We start from the raw sequence: 18,544 nt of genomic DNA on the forward strand, positions 1-18,544 counted from the left end.
CGTCGTTTCACCGACGCGCTCGCGCCCGTGAGTCCGTGGCGCCCGGATCAGCGGCGGATCGCGTTGATCGCCAGATTGAGTACGCGCTGGCGCTGCACCTCGTCGTCGAACGAGGCGACGGCAGCCACTCCCGATACCAGCTTGACCACGTCGCCGATGGAGATGTCGGGGTCGACGTCGCCTGACGCCTGCGCCCGCTCGAGCAGGGGCTCCCCCGCCGAAAGCATGATCGTGCGACACTCCGCCAGCACGGGTGAGCGCCGGTTCAGCCCATCGAGGAGCGCGTGCTTGGTCCCGACGTAGGTGACGAACCGGTCGAGCCACGCGCGCAGCGCGTCCCACGGCTCGAGATCGGAGACCTCGTCCGCGGCGCGCGCCAGCGCGTCGACCTCCCCCAGGTAGAGCGTCTCGATGAGGTCGTCGCGGGTGGGGAAGTTGCGGTACAGCGTCCCGATCCCGACACCCGCGCGGCGCGCGATGTCCTCGAGGGAGGCTGTGGATCCCTCCTCCGCGAATGCCTCTCGGCCGGCGGCGACGAGCGCGTCGAAGTTCCGCGCGGCATCGGCGCGTTGCGGCCGACGTGCATCCAGTGCAGACACCCGCTCGACGACCGCCATGACCGAACCTTCCTCATGTACCCGAGCCGTGCCCTGCGGCGACGGCGAAACCCGTGGTTGCAAAACGGAGGGCCCCTCCGCTAATCTTCAAAGCGGAGGCATCCTCCGTTCGGAGACCTCCCTCCACTTTATCCCGCATTCATCGGATCCGCACCCATCGGAAGGCCCGTCGATGCCCACCGTCCCTTTCACACCCCGCGCTGCGTTCGCGGCGATCGCGCTCAGCGTCGCCTCACTCGCGCTTCTGCAGAATCTCGTCATCCCCGTCATCCCCCTCATCGCCGCGGACTTCGGCGTGACGGCGGATGCCGCATCCTGGACCAACACGTCCTGGCTCATCGCCGCGGCTGTCGCCACTCCGCTCCTCGGGCGCATCGGCGACCTCCGCGGCCGGCGCAACACCTTCCTCGCGGTGCTCGCCGTCGTCGCGATCGGCGACGTGGTCGCATCGTTCGCGCCGAACCTCGAGGTGCTCATCCTCGCCCGCGTGCTGCAGGGCGTCGGCGGGGCGCTCTTCCCGCTGGCGTTCGGCCTGCTCCGCGATGTCATGCCCCGCCACCAGCTCACCGGCGCCATCGGCGCCACCAGCGCGATCATCGGCATCGGCGGTGCGGCAGGAAGCGTGCTCGCAGGTCCGCTCGCGGAGCTGCTCGGCTGGCACGGGATCTTCGCGGTCCCGTTCGTCGCCGCCGTTGCGGGCATCGTGCTCACGATGATGCTCGTCCCGCCGGCGGGTCTGCGTGCGGTCGGCCGTGTGAACGTGCTCTCGGCCGTTCTCCTGTCGGGGTGGCTCATCGCACTGCTCGTGCCACTCAGCTCCGGGGCGCGCTGGGGCTGGACCTCCCCGCTCGCGCTCGCGCTGTTCGCCGCCGCCGTGATGCTCATGGTCGCGTGGGTGGTGTCCGAGCTCCGCTCGTCGGAGCCGCTCGTCGACCTCCGCCTGATGGCCTCGCGGGCGATCTGGCCCGTGAACGCCGCCGCGCTCCTCATCGGAGCCGCCGCGTTCGGTTTCTGGGGCTACCTCCCCCAGTTCCTCGAGACGCCCGCGAGCTCGGGATGGGGTCTGGGCCTCGGCGTGCAGACCGCCGGCCTGGCACTTCTCCCCCTCCTCATCGGCATGTCGAGCGTCGGCTTCGCGACGGGCGCGATCGCCCGCGTCATCCCGCTGCGGCTCATGATGGCGCTCGGCGCGCTGCTCATGGCGGGCGGCGTCGTGTTCGCGGTGTTCGACCACGAGACGCTCGTCTCCCTCGCCATCGCGGGCGGCGTGTTCGGGCTCGGCATCGGACTCGCCTACGCGTCGACCGCGAGCATCATCGTCGAGAGCGTGCCGGCCGACCGCACCGGCATCGCGACCGGCGTCAACGCCAACCTGCGCACCATCGGGTCGGCCGTCGGCTCCGCCTTCACGACGGCCGTCGTGTTCGGTGCGGTCGAGCCAGGTGCCACCCCCGCGCTCGACGGCTACGCGGTCGCCTGGCTGACGCTCGCCGCCGGGGCGGTCGCGGCTGCGATCCTCGTGCTCACCGTGCGCCCTCGGGGGCGGACGGATGCTGCGACCCCGCGGTCGCTGGAGGACGCCGACGAGGCGGCCCTGGCGGAGGTCGGCTGACTCACCCGCGCAGGCACAGCCCTCCGCAACACGACGATGCCGCGCTCCCACTCGGGGGGCGCGGCATCCGTCATTCCGGCAGAGTCAGGACAGACCGGGGTAGTTGCGCTCTTCGGCGCCGATGTACAGCTGCTGCGGGCGGCCGATCTTGGTCTGCGGGTCGCTGGCGGCCTCACGCCACTGCGCGAGCCAGCCGGGCAGGCGCCCGATGGCGAAGAGCACCGTGAACATACGGGTCGGGAAGCCCATCGCCTTGTAGATCACGCCGGTGTAGAAGTCGACGTTCGGGTACAGGCGGCGGTCCTGGAAGTACGCGTCGTTGAGGGCGATCTCTTCCAGCTCCTTCGCGAGGTCGAGCAGCGGGTCGCTCACGCCGAGGGCCGACAGAACCTCGTCGGCCGACTCCTTGACGAGCTTCGCGCGCGGGTCGTAGTTCTTGTAGACGCGGTGCCCGAAGCCCATGAGCTTCACGCCGTCTTCCTTGTTCTTGACCCGCTCGACGAAACGCTGCACGCTCTCGCCGGAGTCGCGGATGCGCGCCAGCATGTCGAGCACGGCCTCGTTCGCGCCGCCGTGCAGCGGGCCGTAGAGCGCATTGATGCCGGCCGAGATCGACGAGAACTGGTTCGCGCCGGTCGAGCCCACCAGGCGGACGGTCGAGGTGGACGCGTTCTGCTCGTGATCCTCGTGGAGGATGAGCAGGCGCTCGAGGGCCCGCGACATGACGGGATCCACCTGATAGACCTCCGACAGCACGCCGAAGTTGAGCTTGAGGAAGTTGTCGACGAACCCGAGCGAGTTGTCGGGGTACAGGAATGCCTGGCCGATGCTCTTCTTGTGCGCGTACGCCGCGATCACCGGCAGCTTCGCGAGCATGCGGATCGTGTTCAGCTCGACGTGCTCGGGGTTGTTGGGGTCGGACTGGTGCTCGTAGTACGTCGAGAGCGCCGAGACGGCCGACGACAGCACCGACATCGGGTGCGCGGTGTGCGGCAGCGCCGAGAAGAAGCGCTTGAGATCTTCGTGCAGCAACGTGTGCCGGCGGATCTTCTCGTCGAATTCAGCCAGCTGGTCGGCACTCGGCAGCTCGCCGTAGATGAGGAGCCACGCGACCTCGAGGTAGGTGCTGTTCTTCGCGAGCTGCTCGATCGGATAACCGCGGTAGCGCAGCACTCCCTGGTCGCCGTCGATGTACGTGATCGCGGACTTGGTCGCCGCGGTGTTCACGAAACCGTAGTCGAGAGCCGTGTAGCCGGTCTGGCGGGTGAGGGTGGAGAGGTCCACGCTCGGTGTGCCGTCCGTGCCCCGCAGGAGCGGGAACTCGGCGGTGCTGCCACCGATCGTGAGGGTGGCCTTCTCCTGCTGGGTGCCCGCGTCGCTCACGGCGCCTCCTCGCGATTTCTGGTCGTACCGGGGGTGTCGTCCAGTCCTGTGCGGCGCCCGGGAGAGGGCAGCAGCAGAACGGAGGGGCGGGACGGGGGATGCCGCGTCGCCGCGTTCTTACAGCCTAGTGCGCCGCCGCGCCTACTGTTGACACAGCCAAAGGGCCGCAGCATCCGATAGAGGAATCCTCAGATCGAGATGTCTGATGCCGCGCGCAGCCGTTCGGCCCCCGCCGCGATGCGCTCGTCGGTCGCGGTGAGCGACAGCCGGATGTGCTGCGGGAAGTGCGCGCCGTAGAAGTGACCGGGGCCCGCAAGGATCCCGAGATCGGCCAAGCGGCCCAGGCTCTCCCACGCGTCGCGCCCCTCGGTCGCCCACAGGTACAGACCGGCCTCACTGGAGTCGATGCGGAATCCCGCGGCCTCGACGGCGGGGCGCAGCACCTCGCGGCGGCGGCGGTACAGCTCCTTCTGGGCGGCGACATGGACGTCGTCTTCGAGCGCGGCGGTCATCGCCGCCTGGACCGGAAGCGGGAGCATGAGGCCGAGGTGCTTGCGCGCCGTCAGCAGGCGCGCGATAACGGCGGGATCGCCGGCGAGGAACGCGGCGCGGTAGCCCGCGAGGTTCGACTGCTTGCTCAGCGAGTAGACCGAGAGGACGCCGGTGAGGTCGCCTCCGGTGACGCGGGGATCGAGCGCCGAGGGCACCGGCGCGGTGTCCCACGGGGCATCCCATCCCAGCTCCGCGTAGCACTCGTCGGACGCCAGCACGGCGCCGAGCCCTCGGGCGCGTCCGACCGCGGCGCGCAGCGCGTCGACGTCGAGCACGCGGCCGTCGGGATTGCCCGGGGAGTTGACCCAGACGAGGCGCGTGCCCTCGGGCCACTCCGCGGGATCGTCGGCGGCGACGGGCGTGGCGCCCACCAGGCGCGCCCCGACCTCGTAGGTCGGATAAGCGGCACGGGGATGCACGACGACGTCGCCGGGCCCGAGGCCCAGCAGCAGCGGGAGGAGCGCGACGAGCTCCTTCGACCCCACGGTCGGGAGCACGTTGTCGGGAGTCAGCCCCGGAACACCACGGCGCCGGTCGTACCAGCTCGCGATGGCCGCGCGCAGACTCGGGGTGCCGACGGTCTGCGGGTACGCGTGGGCGTCGGTCGCGGCGCGGAGCGCCTCGGCGACGACCGCGGGCGTGGCGTCGACGGGCGAGCCGATCGACAGGTCGACGAGCCCGTCAGGGTGGGAGCGTGCGCGCGCGGCGTACGGCGCGACGGCATCCCAGGGGTAGTCGGCGAGGTCGGCGACCCCCACGTCAGTGTTCCTGCGGCGGGAGCGCCTCGATGATCGGGTGGTCCTTGTGGATGACGCCGACCTTGGCGGCACCGCCCGGGGAGCCGATGTCGTCGAAGAACTCGACGTTGGCCTTGTAGTAGTCCTGCCACTCGTCGGGCAGGTCGTCTTCGTAGTAGATCGCCTCGACGGGGCAGACCGGCTCGCAAGCGCCGCAGTCCACGCACTCGTCGGGGTGGATGTACAGCGACCGGTCGCCCTCGTAGATGCAGTCCACGGGACACTCGTCGATGCAGGCGCGGTCCTTGACGTCCACACAGGGAAGGGCGATCACGTACGTCACGCCCTCAGTCTAGCCGCGACCTCCGATGGCCGACCGCCGTGCGACGCGCTCACTCCGTTCGGGGGATGCGATCGGGCCAGGCCACCGCCAGCGCCACGAGGATCGGCACGGCGATGGTCCACACGACGCCGAGTTCCGACTGGGGCACGACCACGGAGCCGCCGGGGCCGCTCCCCGAGAACACGAGGGTCGAGACCATCATCCCGATGCCGGTCGCGAGGGTCGCCCAGCGGTCGGAGGTGAGAAGCCTCACGGCGAGGAGCAGCGCGCCCGAGCCGATCAGAGCGAGGATCAGGCCCAGCGGGAACCAGCCGATCGCGTACGCGTGGGCGACCGTACCGGCGACCCCGTAGACGAGTCCCACCAGCAGGGCGATGATCCAGCTGCCGATGCGGGCGGGAACGGAAGGGCGCATGCCTCGATGGTACCGAGCGGCGCCTGGACGCTCCTCGCCCACCCCTCTGCCGAGATCGCCCGGGCTACGCCGCCCAGCCCCACAGTCGCAGGAGGGCGGCCACGAGCGCCGCGGCGATCACCACGACGAGGAACGGTGCGCGCACCATCAGCAGGCCCGCGGCGACGAGCACCGCGGGAACCCGCGCGTCGACCACCACCGCCTGCCCCGCGCTGAGGGTCTGCACGGCGACGAGGGCGGCGAGCAGCGCGACCGTGAGGAGGTCCGCGATGCGCATCGGGGTCGGTGCCTCGACCCACTTCGACGGGATGAGGTAGCCCACGGTCTTGAGCGCGACGCAGATGATCGAGGCCACGAGGATGGCGGTCCACATCGTCACGGCAGCCCCTCCCTCTCGGCGACGTCGTCGGGCTCGGCCTCCACCCGCTCGTCCTCGCCGAGCCAGTTCGTCCAGCCGACGACGATGGCGACGAGCGCGGCGATGATGACCGGCAGCCCCGGCATAAGGACCGGCGTCAGCACCGTCGCGACGACCGCGGCGGCCACGCCCACTACGATGGGCTGTCGTGCCCGCAGACGCGGCCACAGCAGAGCGAGGAACGCCGCGGCGGCCGCGGCGTCGAGCCCGTACGCGCGGACGTCGCCGAGCACGTCTCCGAGCAGGGCGCCCGCGAGGGTCGAGATGTTCCACCCGACGTAGATGCCGATGCCCGTCACCCAGAAGCCCAGCGTGCGCGCATGCGGTGACCGCTGCGCGAGCGAGACGGCCGTCGATTCGTCGATCGTGAACTGCGCCGCGGCCGCGCGGCGCCAGAACCCGGCGCCGATCACCGGCGACATGCGGATGCCATAGGCGACGTTGCGCACCCCGAGGAGGGCGGCCGAGGCGATCGCGGCAGGGACAGCGGCCAGTCCCCCGGCGCCCACGATGCCGACGAACGCGAACTGCGACCCGCCGGTGAACATCACGAGACTCAGCACGCAGGTCTGCCAGACGTCGAGCCCGGCGGCGACCGCGAGAGCGCCGAAAGAGATGCCGTACGCGCTGGTCGCCAGCGCGACCCCGAGTCCTTCGCGCACGGCCCTGCGGCCTTCGCCGGCGCTGTGCGCATCGTCGAAGTGCGGGTCGAGGGTCACCTCGTCATGCTACTGACGGCCCCGACATCCGACGCCGGGCCGCGCGGCGGTCGGTGGCCTCTTCCGATACGACGGATGCCGCGACCCCGTGCCCTGCGAAGGGCGCAGGGGGCGCGGCATCCGTTCCAGAATCACGCGTTGGCGTCCTGGCGCTTGAGGCGCGAGGCGGCGCGGCCGCGCTCGGTGGCGTCGAGGATCACCTTGCGGATGCGCACCTTCTCGGGGGTCACCTCGACGCATTCGTCGTCACGGGCGAACTCGAGGCTCTCCTCGAGCGAGAGCAGGCGCGGCGGGGTCATCGACTCGAACGCGTCCGCCGTCGAGGACCGCATGTTCGTGAGCTTCTTCTCCTTGGTGATGTTCACGTCCATGTCGTCGGCGCGCGAGTTCTCGCCGACGACCATGCCCTCGTAGACCTCTTCGGTGGGTTGCACGAAGAAGCTCATGCGCTCCTGCAGCGCGATCATGGCGAACGGGGTGACGACACCCGCGCGGTCGGCCACGATCGAGCCGTTCTGGCGGGCGACGATGTGGCCCGCCCAGTCGTCGTAGCCGTGCGAGATCGCGTTGGCGATACCGGTGCCGCGCGTCATCGAGAGGAACTCGGTGCGGAAGCCGATGAGGCCGCGCGAGGGCACGATGAACTCCATGCGCACCCAGCCGGTGCCGTGATTGACCATCGTCTCCATGCGGCCCTTGCGCGAGGCCATCAGCTGCGTGATCGCGCCGAGGTACTCCTCCGGGGCATCGATCGTCAGGTGCTCGAAGGGCTCCTTGACCTTGCCGTCCTCGCCCTTGCGCGTGACGACCTGGGGCTTGCCGACGGTGAGCTCGAAGCCCTCGCGACGCATGTTCTCGACGAGGATCGCGAGCGCGAGCTCGCCGCGGCCCTGGACCTCCCACGCGTCGGGGCGTCCGATGTCGACGACCTTGAGCGACACGTTGCCGATGAGCTCGCGGTCGAGGCGGTCCTTCACCATGCGCGCGGTGACCTTGTGGCCCTTGACCTTGCCGACGAGCGGCGACGTGTTCGTGCCGATCGTCATCGAGATCGCGGGATCGTCGACCGTGATCGCGGGGAGCGGGCGCACGTCTTCCGGGTCGGCGATCGTCTCGCCGATCGTGATCTCCTCGATGCCGGCGATGGCGACGATGTCGCCGGGACCGGCCTCTTCGGCCGGGTAGCGCTCCAGGGCGCGGGTCTTCAGCAGCTCGGTGATGCGGGCGTTGGAATGCGAGCCGTCGTGGCGCACCCACGCGACCGTCTGGCCCTTCTTGAGCGTGCCGTTGAAGACGCGCAGCAGGGCGAGGCGACCCAGGAACGGGCTGGAGTCGAGGTTCGTGACCCAGGCCTGCAGCGGCGCCTCGTCGTCGTATGCCGGTGCCGGCACGTGCTCGAGGATCGCCTCGAACAGCGGCTCGAGGTCAGCGTTGTCGGGCAGATCGCCGTTGGCGGGACGGGTACGGGATGCTGCGCCCGCGCGTCCGCTGGCGTACACGACGGGGACGTCGAGCAGCGCGTCGATGTCGAGGTCGGGCACGTCCTCGTGGAGGTCGGAAGCGAGGCCGAGGAGCAGGTCGTGCGCCTCTTCCTCGACCTCGGCGATGCGTGCGTCGGGGCGGTCGGTCTTGTTGACCAGGAGGATCACGGGCAGCTTCGCCTCGAGCGCCTTGCGGAGCACGAAACGCGTCTGCGGGAGCGGGCCCTCGCTCGCGTCGACGAGCAGGACGACGCCGTCGACCATGGACAGGCCGCGCTCGACCTCGCCGCCGAAGTCGGCGTGGCCGGGGGTGTCGATGACGTTGATCGTGACGGGAACATCGGTGTGGGCACCGTTGTACGTGATCGCGGTGTTCTTCGCGAGGATCGTGATGCCCTTTTCGCGCTCGAGGTCGTTCGAGTCCATCGCGCGCTCCTCGACGTGAGCGTGCTCGCCGAACGAGCCGGTCTGGCGGAGCATCGCATCGACGAGGGTGGTCTTGCCGTGGTCGACGTGAGCGACGATAGCCACGTTGCGGAGGTCCGGACGGAGGGCGCGCGCCATGAGGGAATCCTTGAAAGAGAATGGGGATGCCGGAATGCCGGCATCCCCATTCTATTGGGCGCTGCTGTGTATCGCCTTTCGGCGGCGGATCAGCCCTCCAGCCCCGCTTCGAGCAGGGCCGCACGCGCCTCGCGGCGCACGCGCTGCTCCTCGGGGTCGGGCACCGGGATGGCGGCGATGAGACGACGCGTGTAGTCCTCCTTGGGCGCGCGCAGGATCTGGCCCGTCGCGCCCTGCTCGACGATCTTGCCGTGGTGCATCACGATGATGCGGTCGGCCAGCGAGTCGACGACCGCGAGGTCGTGGCTGATGAAGAGGCATGCGAAGCCCATGTCGGCCTGCAGCTGACGCAGCAGCTGCAGGACGGTGGCCTGCACCGACACGTCCAGCGCCGAGGTCGGCTCATCCGCGATCAGCAGCTTGGGCTGCAGCGACAGGGCGCGCGCGATGCCGACACGCTGCTTCTGACCGCCCGACAGCTCGTGCGGATAGCGGTTGCGGTACGAGCGCGGCAGCTCGACGGCATCCAGCAGCTCCTGCACCTTCACGTCGAGCCCACGGCCCTTCGCGATGCCCGCCAGGAGCATCGGCTCGCCGATGGACTGACCGATGGGCAGACGCGGATTCAGCGACGACGACGGGTCCTGGAAGACGATGCCGACATCCTTGTGCACCTTGTGCAGGAGGCGCCGGTCGGCCTTCGAGATGTCGTAGCCGACGACCTCGGCCTTGCCGTCCGCGATCGGCAGGAGGCCGATGGCGGCGCGGCCGACTGTGGTCTTGCCCGAGCCGGACTCGCCCACGAGGCCCGTGACCTCACCCGGGTAGATGGTGAAGTTCGCGTGCTCCACCGCGCGGAACGCGGGCACGCGTCCCTTCTTCGGATAGTCGATCGCGACGTCGGTGAAGTCGAGCACCGGGGCGCCCAGACCCTTGCGGCGCTCCTCGTCCGCGCGGGCGGCGACATCGGCCAGGCGGATCACCGAGGTGTCGCCGGCGAGGGCCGCCGTCGTGTCGATCGACTCGCCCTGCGCATCGCCGATGCGCGGCACCGCCGCGAGGAGCTGCTGCGTATACGGGTGCGTTGGGCGGTTGAACACCGCGTCGACCGTGCCGCGCTCGACGATCTCGCCCTTGCGCATCACCACGATGTCGTCGGCGATGTCGGCCACCACGCCCATGTCGTGCGTGATGATCAGGATCGCCGAGTCGAGGCGGTGCCGGAGATCGCGCATGAGGTCGAGGATCTCGGCCTGCACCGTCACGTCAAGCGCCGTGGTCGGCTCGTCGGCGATGAGCAGCTGGGGGTCGCACGAGATCGACTGCGCGATCATGGCGCGCTGACGCTGACCGCCCGACAACTGGTGCGGGTATGAGTTGAACGCCTTGAGCGGATCGGGAAGCTCCACCATGTCGAGCAGCTCGAGAGCGCGCGTGCGCGCCGCGCTCGGCGTCATGCCCTGATGGACGCGCAGCGTCTCGATGATCTGGAAGCCCACCGTGAACACGGGGTTCAGCGCCGTCATCGGCTCCTGGAAGATCACCGCGATCTCGCGGCCGCGGACGCGACGCAGGTCGTCCTTGCGGAGGCCGAGGATCTCGCGGCCGCCGAGCTTGACGCTGCCGGTCACGCGGGCGTTCGACGGCAGGAGTCCGAGCATCGCCATGGAGCTCGCGCTCTTGCCCGAGCCGGACTCGCCGACGATCGCGAGGGCCTTGCCCGACTCGACCGAGTAGTTCAGCTTCTTCGCTGCCGGCACCCAGTAGTTGTCGACGGCGAAGTCCACGGACAGACCGCTCACTTCCAGCAGCGGACTGCCGGTGGAGACGGGAGTGGGGGACGCGTTCATTTCATGGTCCTTGTGGGATCGATTGAGAGAATGAGGAGGTGACCGACCGTGCGATCCACATCGACTCCCGCTTCAACCGCATTGCTGCCGTCATCGTCTGGAGTCTTGCGGCGCTCGCAGTCATCACCGCCGTATGGAGCGCGGACCCGCGGCTGACGTGGGTATACGCCGCCGCCCCGCTGGCCGCCCTCCTGGGCTGGATGGCGCTGTGGCGCCCCAGCGTGGTCGTGTCGGATCACGGTGTGCGCATCGAGAACGTGAGCCACGACGTCGAGGTGCCCTGGGAGGCCCTCGTGCACGTCGACACGGCGCGCGCCCTGACGCTGCACACGCCGTCCGGCAGCTTCACGGCCTGGTCGGCGCCGGCGCCCGGCTTCTTCACCACGATGATGGGGAACGCCAAGGCCCGCCGCGAGGCGAGCGCCGCCGGTGGCCACGCCCGCCCGAGCGACCGCATGGGCACCGACTCGGGCAACGCGGCTCTCGTGGTACGAGAGACGTGGCGCCGCCGCCTCGATGCCGGTCAGGTGGAGCTCGGCGTGGCCGACGAGACGCCGGTCAAGCGCCACTGGCACGTCCCGTTCCTCGTCGCGTCGATCGTGCTCGCTGCGGTGTCGGTCGCGCTGATCGTCGCCACCGGCTGAGAGCCTGCGGCGCATCATCCGCGACGATCCGGGTCGGGCGCGATCTCGTCGTCCAGGACGTCGTCCGGACGATCGCTCGTGACGCCCTCGACGACCGCCGCACCGCCCGCGGTGACGAGCGCGCCCTCGGGCACGTCGGCCGTCGTGCCGGCCACGATGACCGCGTCCTCCGGGAGCTCCTTCACCTTGCGGAAGATGACGCGCTTCTGACGCGGGTCGAAGGCGTCGCGCAGGCCGTCGCCGACGAAGTTGACCAGGAGCGAGAGCACCACGATGAACACCGCGGGCCACCAGAACAGCCACGGGCGGGTCTGGAACGCCGACTCGTTGGCGGAGATCAGGAGACCCAGCGACACGTCGGGCGAGCGGACGCCGTAGCCGAGGAACGACAGCGACGTCTCGAGGATGACGGCCGCCGCGATGAGCAGCGTCGTCGCCACGATGACCACGCCGATCGCGTTGGGCAGGATGTGCTTGAAGATGATGCGCGCGTCCGATGCTCCGGCGACGCGAGCCGCCTCGACGAACTCCCGCTCACGCAGCGTCAGGAACTCGGCACGCACGAGGCGGGCGATGCCCGTCCATGCGACGAAACCGAGGAACAGCGCCAGCAGCACGGGCCCGAGACCGCCGACCGCGGAACCGACGACCGCCCCGATGACGATGACGGGGATCACGATCACGACGTCGGTGATCCGCATCAGCACCGAGTCGACCCAGCCGCGGTAGTACCCCGCGAGGGCGCCGACCACGATGCCGATGATCGCGCCGATGATGCCGATCACGAACATGATGTAGGACGAGTTCACGAGGCCGCGCATGGTCATCGCGAAGTAGTCCTTGCCCACCGTGTTCTGGCCGAACGGGTGCTCGCCGAGCGAGAAGGGCCAGAGCGTCAGGGTCGGCTTGCCGCCGTTCGTGATGGGCAGGAGCTGCTCGTAGTTCCAGATCCACCACCCAGGGATCGGGCCGATGCCCGTCGCCGAGACCGCGAACCCGACGACCAGGATGAACAGGATCGCACTGACGACCGCGGGCTTGTGGGCGAGGAAGCGACGGAACGTCAGACGCCCCTGGCTGACACCGCGCTCGTCAGCGGTCTGGACGTGCACTCCGCCGTCGGACGGCGCGGTGGGCGGCTCGAGGGCCGGATCGATGGGGATCGACATTACTTGACCCTCACTCTCGGGTCGATCGCCGAGTACGCGAGATCGGCGAGGAAGTTGAACGTGATGGCGAAGATCGCGATGACCACGAAGTAGGCCATCACCGGGTTCGGGTCGGCGTGCTGCAGGCCCTGGTTGAAGAGGGCGCCCATGCCGCTGAACGCGAAGATGCGCTCGGTGATGATCGCACCACCGATGAGGGCGCCCACGTCCGCCGCCACGATCGTCGTGATCGGGATGAGCGAGTTGCGGAACGCGTGGCGCACCACGACCGTGCGCTCGGGAAGACCCTTCGCGCGCGCGGTGCGGATGTAGTCCTGGTTCAGCGTCTCGAGCATGCCGCCGCGCGCGTAGCGCGTGTACGCCGCGAAAGAGATCAGCATGAGGCTGATGGTCGGCAGCAGCAGGTGGGTGAACGTGTCGATGCTCTGGATCCACCAGTCGCCCTGCAGGTTGGGCGTCTGCGAGCCGATGGTCGCGATCGGACGCCCGTTCACCTTCGGGTTGTTGACATAGGAGTTCCAGTTCTGCATGAACTGGTCGAGGACGATCACGCCCATGCCGAGCACACCCGCGAGCACGCCGATGCGGATCGCCTGACCCTTGTCGTACTCGCCGAGGAACCACCCCGCCGCGGCGCCGACCAGTGCAGCGGCGACGAAGAGCGCGAACACTCCCCAGCCGTTGAACGACTTGAGGAAGGGCTGCAGCACGAAGTACGCGGCGATGAGGACGACGGTCGTCACGCCCGCGGTGCGCCACGCATACCGGGCGCGCGGGCCGGCGATGATGAGCACCATGCCGGCGGCGAACGCGGCGATGAGCAGCGGCGTGAGGATCGGGCCGAGAGACGGATTGAGGAACCACGCCGTCACGCTCATGCCGTACAGCATCGCTCCGGTGGTCACCACCGAGGCGGCGAAGACGATCAGGCGACGCTGCCTGGGACCGCCGATGATCGCCTGCCAGAAGATGCCGGAGATCAGACTCAACGCGATGATCCACGGCCACGTGAACACCGGACTGTCGAGCCAGTCGTTGAACCCGAGGGCAACGAACACCTTGAGCAGAACACCCATGACGAACGAGGGCAGCGAGTAGAAGAGGAAGCTGGCGAACGTGAACGAGTAGTCGATCGCGCTGTACTGGCGCAGGGCCGAGACGATGCCGACGAGGACACCGAGGACGATGGCGAGGATCGTCGATGCCGTGACGAGCTGGAGGGTCGCGCCCATGGCGCGGGCGAGGACGATCGTCACCGGCTGGTTCTGGATGGTGACTCCGAGGTCGCAGCCGCCGAACGGGATCACACACCGTGCGGCACCGAGGAGCCAGTTGAACCAGCGGACGGGGATGGGCTGGTCGAGGTTCAGCCACGCGATGCGCTGTGCGATCAGCGCATCGCGGTTCGGGCTGTTGGAGGCGTACAGGTCCTCGAGTGGGTCTCTTGCCAGAGCCACGAGGGTGTACATCAGGAAGGATGCGGCGATGAGGATCAGGATCGAGACCCCGATGCGCCGCAGAACGAAGCTAAGCACTGGGCTGGCCCTTCATGCAGAAAAGGTAGCAGGCACGCGACGACGGCAGCAGAGGCCGGGCGTCGGGTTCGCCGGCTGTGGACGGGAAGACACACGCACGGGGCGCCGGGCTGCAAGCACCCGACGCCCCATGGCGTGGTGTTTCAGTGAGTCACCGAATTACTCGGCGACCGTCCACTCCCAGAAGTTCCAGAACACACCGGTCTGGTTGCCCATGAAGGTGATGCCCTCGATGTTGTCGGCGTGCGCCTCGAGGCCGGGGCCCTGGAAGAGCGGCAGACCGTAGGCGTCCGCGAACAGCTCGCCGTCCGCCTCGATCGTCAGCTCGTCGATCGTGTCGAGGTCGAGCGTCGTCGGGATCTCACGGGCGATCTCGTCGACACGGTCGTTGGCGTACTTGTTGAAGTTGCTGCCACCGAAGCTCGCGAAGATCTGCGGGATGGTGCCGTTGCCGACACCGGGCGAGATCCACCCGAAGATGACTGCGTCGTAGATGTCGGAACCGAGCTGGGCGCTCCAGTCCTCGCGGCCCACATCCTCGATCACGAAGCCGGCCTCAGCCGCCGAAGCCTGGATGGCCTCGAACGCCGCAACGCGGTTCGGGTTGTTGATGTTGTACATGAGGCGGATCGTCGGGGTCGCACCGGCGAGGAGCTCCTTGGCGCCCTCGATGTCGACCTCGGCGTACGCGTCGGAGCCGTTGCTGGCGACGGCGTCCTCGTACGGAGCCTGCGCCGGGATGAACAGCTGCGAGTTGAGGACCTCGGCCTCGGGGTTGACCGGCTTGATCAGCGTGTCGACGAGCTGCTGACGCGGGATCGTCTTGAGGAACGCCTCACGCACGTTCTGCTCGGCGAACGGGCCGGCGAACGTCAGGTCGAGGTGGTCGTAGTTCAGCGCGTCGCCCTGGAGGACCTCCACGCCGTCGATGCCCTGGAGCGCGGTGAGGGTGTCGCCGCTCGCCTGCGGGGCGATGATGTCGACCTCGCCGTTCTGGAGGGCCGTGACCTGCGCCTGAGCGTCACCGATGAAGCGGATGACCATCTCGGAGAACTGCGGCTTGAGGTCACCGGTGTACTTGTCGTTGAGCTTCAGCGTCATCGACTGCGTGGGCTCGTAGGAGTCGATGATCCACGGACCGCTCGACAGGTACAGCGACGGGTCGTCCGGCAGCGACGTCATGTCGAAGCCCGAGTTCCAGAAGTCGGCCGCGGCCTTGAGCGTCTCGTTGACCGGAGCCGGGGCCGCGGCGTCGCCGCGGGGGCTGGTCAGGATCGTGTCGACGAGCTCGGCCTGGTCGACGCCCGCCTTCTCAGCGACGACGTGGACCGGCTGGTCCATGAGGTCCTGGATGTTCCAGTCGACGAAGGGCTCGTCGTACTCGAGGACGAGCGAGAGCTTGTCGTCGGCGACCTCGGTGATCGTCGAGGTCTTGAGGCCCTCGGTGCTGCCCGCGTACGCGAAGTACTTGGTGCCGCTGGTGGGCTCGCCCGTCTCGGGGTCGAGCGTCGCGTCGTCGAAGACGCCCGAGGTGGCGGCCCAGCCGAACACCAGGTCGTCAGTCGTGATGGGCTCGCCGTCCGACCACACCAGGCCGTCGTTGAGCGTGTACTTGACCTGGAGGGGGTCTTCGCTGACGACCTCCATCGTGCCGAACGACTCGTCCGGAACGACCTCGTAGCTGTCGCTGACGTAGTAGAAGGTCGACTTGGTGAGGTAGTCGATCTTGCCGTTGATGTCGAGGTTGCCGTTGTCGCTGTTCGAGTTCGTGCCCGTGAACTCGTTCGTTTCGGCAACCGTCACTGCGGTGTCGGTGGCCGTGGGCTCCTCCGCCTCCGGCGGGGTCGTCGAGCAGCCGGCGAGGACCAGTGCGGTCACGCCGACGCCCGCCGCGACTCCGAGTGCGCGCATGCGCCACGTCGTCTTGTCAGACACTTGTGTCTCCTCTGTGCAGGGTAATGCGCGCGAATCCAGCCGGAAGCCGGACCTGCGCGCGGATGGGAAAACGATAAGCACCGGTGGTGAGATGGTCAAAACGATCGGCGAAAACGTTACAGAGCCTTAACTCAATCGACGCTGAGTGTGACAATCTGACAAGATGACCCCGCCGAACCGGCCCACAGACCAGAGGGATTCCACTACTCTTTCCCCCCTGGCGCCGTACGACCGCCGACGCCTCACGTGGGAGGTCTGGATCGTCCTCGCGATCACGGTCGGCCAGTCGGCTCTGTACTCGGTGCTGTCGCTCGTGCGCAAGCTCCTCGCACCCGTTCCGCTCGGCCAGCAGCAGACCCAAGTGAACCCTTCGCGGGACGCGCAGGCGGTCTGGGATGTCGTCTACCAGGTGCTCGCGGTCTTCTTCGCGCTGGCCCTGGTGGCGCTCGTCGTCTACCTTCTCTGGGAGCCCGGGAGCAACGCGCTGCGCCGCATCGGACTGGACTTCTCGAGGTTCGGCGGAGACCTCGGCCGCGGCATCCTTCTCGCCGCCGTCATCGGTGTGCCGGGTCTGGCGCTCTATGCCGCGGGCCGCGCGCTGGGTGTCACCGTAGCCGTGGTCGCATCCCCCCTCGACGCGGCGTGGTGGACAGTCCCCCTGCTGGTGCTGTCTGCCCTGCGCGCCAGCCTCACCGAGGAGGTCATCTTCATCGGCTACCTGTTCGACCGGTTGCGCCGGTTCGGCTGGAACGACTGGGCCATCATCCTGACCTCGGCGGGCCTGCGCGGCGCCTACCACGCCTACCAGGGCATCGGCGCGATCGTCGGCAACGTCGTGATGGGCGTGGTCTTCGGCTGGTGCTACCGCCGGTGGGGTCGCGTCATGCCCCTCGTCATCGCGCACACGCTGCTCGACATCGTCGCGTTCGTCGGCTATCCCTTGGCGGCCGCCCTGTGGCCCGGCGTCTTCGCCCCCATCCCCACGCCGACTCCCACGCCCACCCCGCCCCCGACCCCCGCCCCCGCGGCCTGACGGGTCGCGGGCGCCCAGGGCCGCGGCATCCGTCGAGTCCGCTCGCCCTATCGTCCGCCCCGTCCTCGCCCTCCGCCCCGCGTAGCCGAAGGCGCGACCTGCGCCCACCGTTGACTGCCCTGCCGCGCGGCCGCGCCGGGCCATCAGCGAGAGTGCAGCTGGTCGCCGAGATGCTGGTTGCTTCCCTACCTCTCGTCCACCCGTTGCACTCTCGCCCTATCGGGGGCGGAGATGCGGCAGGGAACCCGATCGGACTGGACTCGCCGGCGCCTCCTCCACAGCGGCTTCAAGAGGCGTGAGGTCCACAGAAAGCCGGGCCCACGGCACTGCATCGGAGCTCCTCGAGGATGGTGGACGGATGCCGCTGGTCACTGTCGCGCGACCCATCAAGCCGAGTCCGTTGGCGTTGCTGCGCCACTCCGACGCACCCCATCCGGAACGGGGCGTGTCCAAGGGGGAGCTCGTCAAGGTCCGTCATGGCGTCTACGCCTCTGCCGCTCTGTGGAAGTCGTTGCCGCCGTGGGAAAGGTATCTCGCACGCGTCTACTCCGCAGCGCTCGCCTACCCCGACGCGATCTTCTGCCTGGAGTCCGCCGCGGCACTCCTGGGGCTCCCGATCTTCGGCGATCCGGGTGACGTGCATGTGCTCGTGCCGACGGCGCGCTCCTCGAGGCTCGTCGCTGGCGTCCGCACGCACCGGTCGAGCGATGACCGGACGATCCTCAAGATCGGTGGACTCGCGATGACCAGTCCGGAAGACACCGCCGTGGATCTCGCCCGTCTTCGGCACCCGGCGATCGGACTTGCTGCCGCGGACGCGGCGCTGAGACTTGCACCCGGCTCCTCCGCGGACGCTCTGACGCTCATCAACGAAGCGCGCATCAGCAGCCGCGGTCGCGATGCCGCACGCTGGCCCCTCGCGCGCGCGACAGCTTTGTCCGAGACCGCCATCGAAGCCGTCAGCCGCGCGGTGATCGAGTGGCTCGGCTTTCCCGCGCCCGAACTCCAGGTCGTGTTCCGTTCGTCGGGAAAGGAGGATCGTGCCGACTTCGTCTGGACCCACGTCAAGCTCGGCGGCGAAGCCGACGGCGACCTCAAGTACGACGGACGCTACGGCGACGCCCGTGACGTGTTGCGCCGTCAGACCCTCCGCGACAGAAGACTGCGAACCCACCTCCGCGCCGTCGCTCACTGGGGATGGACGGATGCGACCACGGTGACGCCCTTGCGCGACATCCTCGCCGGGGCAGGTCTGCGGGCGACAGCACCCGAACAGACCGCGCACCTCCACTCGCTCCAGCGCCTGCTGGCCGCGCACGCGCCTCACCTGATCGGCTCATCGTCCGAGGGTCGGGTCCGCTGACACCGCGAGAGTGCAGCTGGTCGCCGAGGTGCTGGTTGCTTCCCTACCCCTCGTCGACCAGTTGCACTCTCGCGGATCTGGGGCGGGAGCCAAGGCACGAACGCGGTCGGCGGGTCGGGCGAGCCCGACGCCGACGCCGACCCGCGCCGACGACAGACCGACGGGATGCCGCGG

16 protein-coding genes are annotated in these 18,544 nt (G+C 69.0%); 4 read left to right on the plus strand and 12 right to left on the minus strand.

The window, feature by feature from the left end; all coding sequences use genetic code 11:
- Positions 1-47: 47 nt before the first annotated feature.
- Positions 48-617: a TetR/AcrR family transcriptional regulator gene (locus tag ACEYYH_RS12835; RefSeq protein WP_374974763.1), complete on the minus strand. Its 570-nt coding sequence runs from the start codon at positions 615-617 to the stop codon at positions 48-50.
- 172 nt (positions 618-789) lie between these two features.
- Here ACEYYH_RS12835 and ACEYYH_RS12840 point away from each other — a divergent pair, with 172 nt between their 5' ends.
- A complete protein-coding gene (locus tag ACEYYH_RS12840; RefSeq protein ID WP_374974764.1) occupies positions 790-2,229 on the plus strand; it encodes an MFS transporter in 1,440 nt (479 codons plus the stop codon).
- An 84-nt stretch (positions 2,230-2,313) separates the two neighbouring features.
- Here ACEYYH_RS12840 and ACEYYH_RS12845 read toward each other — a convergent pair whose 3' ends face one another.
- The 8 genes from ACEYYH_RS12845 to ACEYYH_RS12880 form a co-directional block, all read right to left on the minus strand.
- Positions 2,314-3,612: a citrate synthase gene (locus ACEYYH_RS12845; RefSeq protein WP_374974765.1), complete on the minus strand. Its 1,299-nt coding sequence runs from the start codon at positions 3,610-3,612 to the stop codon at positions 2,314-2,316.
- A gap of 188 nt (positions 3,613-3,800) precedes the next feature.
- Positions 3,801-4,922, minus strand: coding sequence for a succinyldiaminopimelate transaminase (gene dapC / locus ACEYYH_RS12850; protein ID WP_374974766.1), 1,122 nt, complete (start codon positions 4,920-4,922; stop codon positions 3,801-3,803).
- A 1-nt stretch (position 4,923) separates the two neighbouring features.
- Positions 4,924-5,244: a ferredoxin gene (fdxA, locus tag ACEYYH_RS12855; RefSeq protein ID WP_018170155.1), complete on the minus strand. Its 321-nt coding sequence runs from the start codon at positions 5,242-5,244 to the stop codon at positions 4,924-4,926.
- A 49-nt stretch (positions 5,245-5,293) separates the two neighbouring features.
- Positions 5,294-5,659 (minus strand): DUF6113 family protein, encoded by a 366-nt coding sequence (locus tag ACEYYH_RS12860; RefSeq protein WP_374974767.1) that lies wholly within the window; start codon positions 5,657-5,659, stop codon positions 5,294-5,296.
- A 64-nt stretch (positions 5,660-5,723) separates the two neighbouring features.
- Positions 5,724-6,038 carry an AzlD domain-containing protein gene (locus ACEYYH_RS12865; protein WP_374974768.1) on the minus strand — a complete coding sequence of 105 codons (315 nt, stop codon included), beginning with the start codon at positions 6,036-6,038 and terminating at the stop codon, positions 5,724-5,726.
- A complete protein-coding gene (locus tag ACEYYH_RS12870; RefSeq protein ID WP_374974769.1) occupies positions 6,035-6,796 on the minus strand; it encodes an AzlC family ABC transporter permease in 762 nt (253 codons plus the stop codon). Before ACEYYH_RS12870 ends, ACEYYH_RS12865 begins: the two co-directional genes overlap by 4 nt.
- A gap of 131 nt (positions 6,797-6,927) precedes the next feature.
- Positions 6,928-8,841 carry a translational GTPase TypA gene (gene typA / locus ACEYYH_RS12875; protein ID WP_116196630.1) on the minus strand — a complete coding sequence of 638 codons (1,914 nt, stop codon included), beginning with the start codon at positions 8,839-8,841 and terminating at the stop codon, positions 6,928-6,930.
- Positions 8,842-8,930: 89 nt separating this feature from the next.
- A complete protein-coding gene (locus ACEYYH_RS12880) occupies positions 8,931-10,691 on the minus strand; it encodes an ABC transporter ATP-binding protein (RefSeq protein ID WP_374974770.1) in 1,761 nt (586 codons plus the stop codon).
- 38 nt (positions 10,692-10,729) lie between these two features.
- Here ACEYYH_RS12880 and ACEYYH_RS12885 point away from each other — a divergent pair, with 38 nt between their 5' ends.
- Complete coding sequence (locus ACEYYH_RS12885; RefSeq protein ID WP_374974771.1) at positions 10,730-11,335, plus strand: PH domain-containing protein; 606 nt, start codon at positions 10,730-10,732, stop codon at positions 11,333-11,335.
- Positions 11,336-11,349: 14 nt separating this feature from the next.
- On the opposite strand, the gene ACEYYH_RS12890 is transcribed toward ACEYYH_RS12885, so the two are convergent.
- From ACEYYH_RS12890 to ACEYYH_RS12900, 3 genes are all read right to left on the minus strand, one after another.
- Positions 11,350-12,504, minus strand: a complete 1,155-nt coding sequence (locus ACEYYH_RS12890; RefSeq protein ID WP_374974772.1) for an ABC transporter permease — start codon at positions 12,502-12,504, stop codon at positions 11,350-11,352.
- Positions 12,504-14,039 carry an ABC transporter permease gene (locus ACEYYH_RS12895; RefSeq protein ID WP_374974773.1) on the minus strand — a complete coding sequence of 512 codons (1,536 nt, stop codon included), beginning with the start codon at positions 14,037-14,039 and terminating at the stop codon, positions 12,504-12,506. The genes ACEYYH_RS12890 and ACEYYH_RS12895 overlap by 1 nt, the downstream gene beginning before the upstream one ends.
- 159 nt (positions 14,040-14,198) lie before the next feature.
- Positions 14,199-15,974, minus strand: coding sequence for an ABC transporter family substrate-binding protein (locus ACEYYH_RS12900; protein WP_374974774.1), 1,776 nt, complete (start codon positions 15,972-15,974; stop codon positions 14,199-14,201).
- A 163-nt stretch (positions 15,975-16,137) separates the two neighbouring features.
- Between ACEYYH_RS12900 and ACEYYH_RS12905 the strand changes: the two genes are divergently transcribed.
- Together ACEYYH_RS12905 and ACEYYH_RS12910 are read left to right on the plus strand one after the other, a co-directional pair.
- Positions 16,138-17,007: a CPBP family intramembrane glutamic endopeptidase gene (locus tag ACEYYH_RS12905; protein ID WP_374974775.1), complete on the plus strand. Its 870-nt coding sequence runs from the start codon at positions 16,138-16,140 to the stop codon at positions 17,005-17,007.
- 358 nt (positions 17,008-17,365) lie between these two features.
- Entirely contained in the window at positions 17,366-18,370 is a 1,005-nt protein-coding gene (locus ACEYYH_RS12910) for a hypothetical protein (protein WP_374974776.1), read from the plus strand.
- The last annotated feature ends 174 nt before the right edge of the window (positions 18,371-18,544 follow it).

This window comes from Microbacterium trichothecenolyticum (genome assembly GCF_041938625.1).
In the GTDB taxonomy this organism is placed as follows: Bacteria; Actinomycetota; Actinomycetes; order Actinomycetales; family Microbacteriaceae; genus Microbacterium; species Microbacterium trichothecenolyticum_D.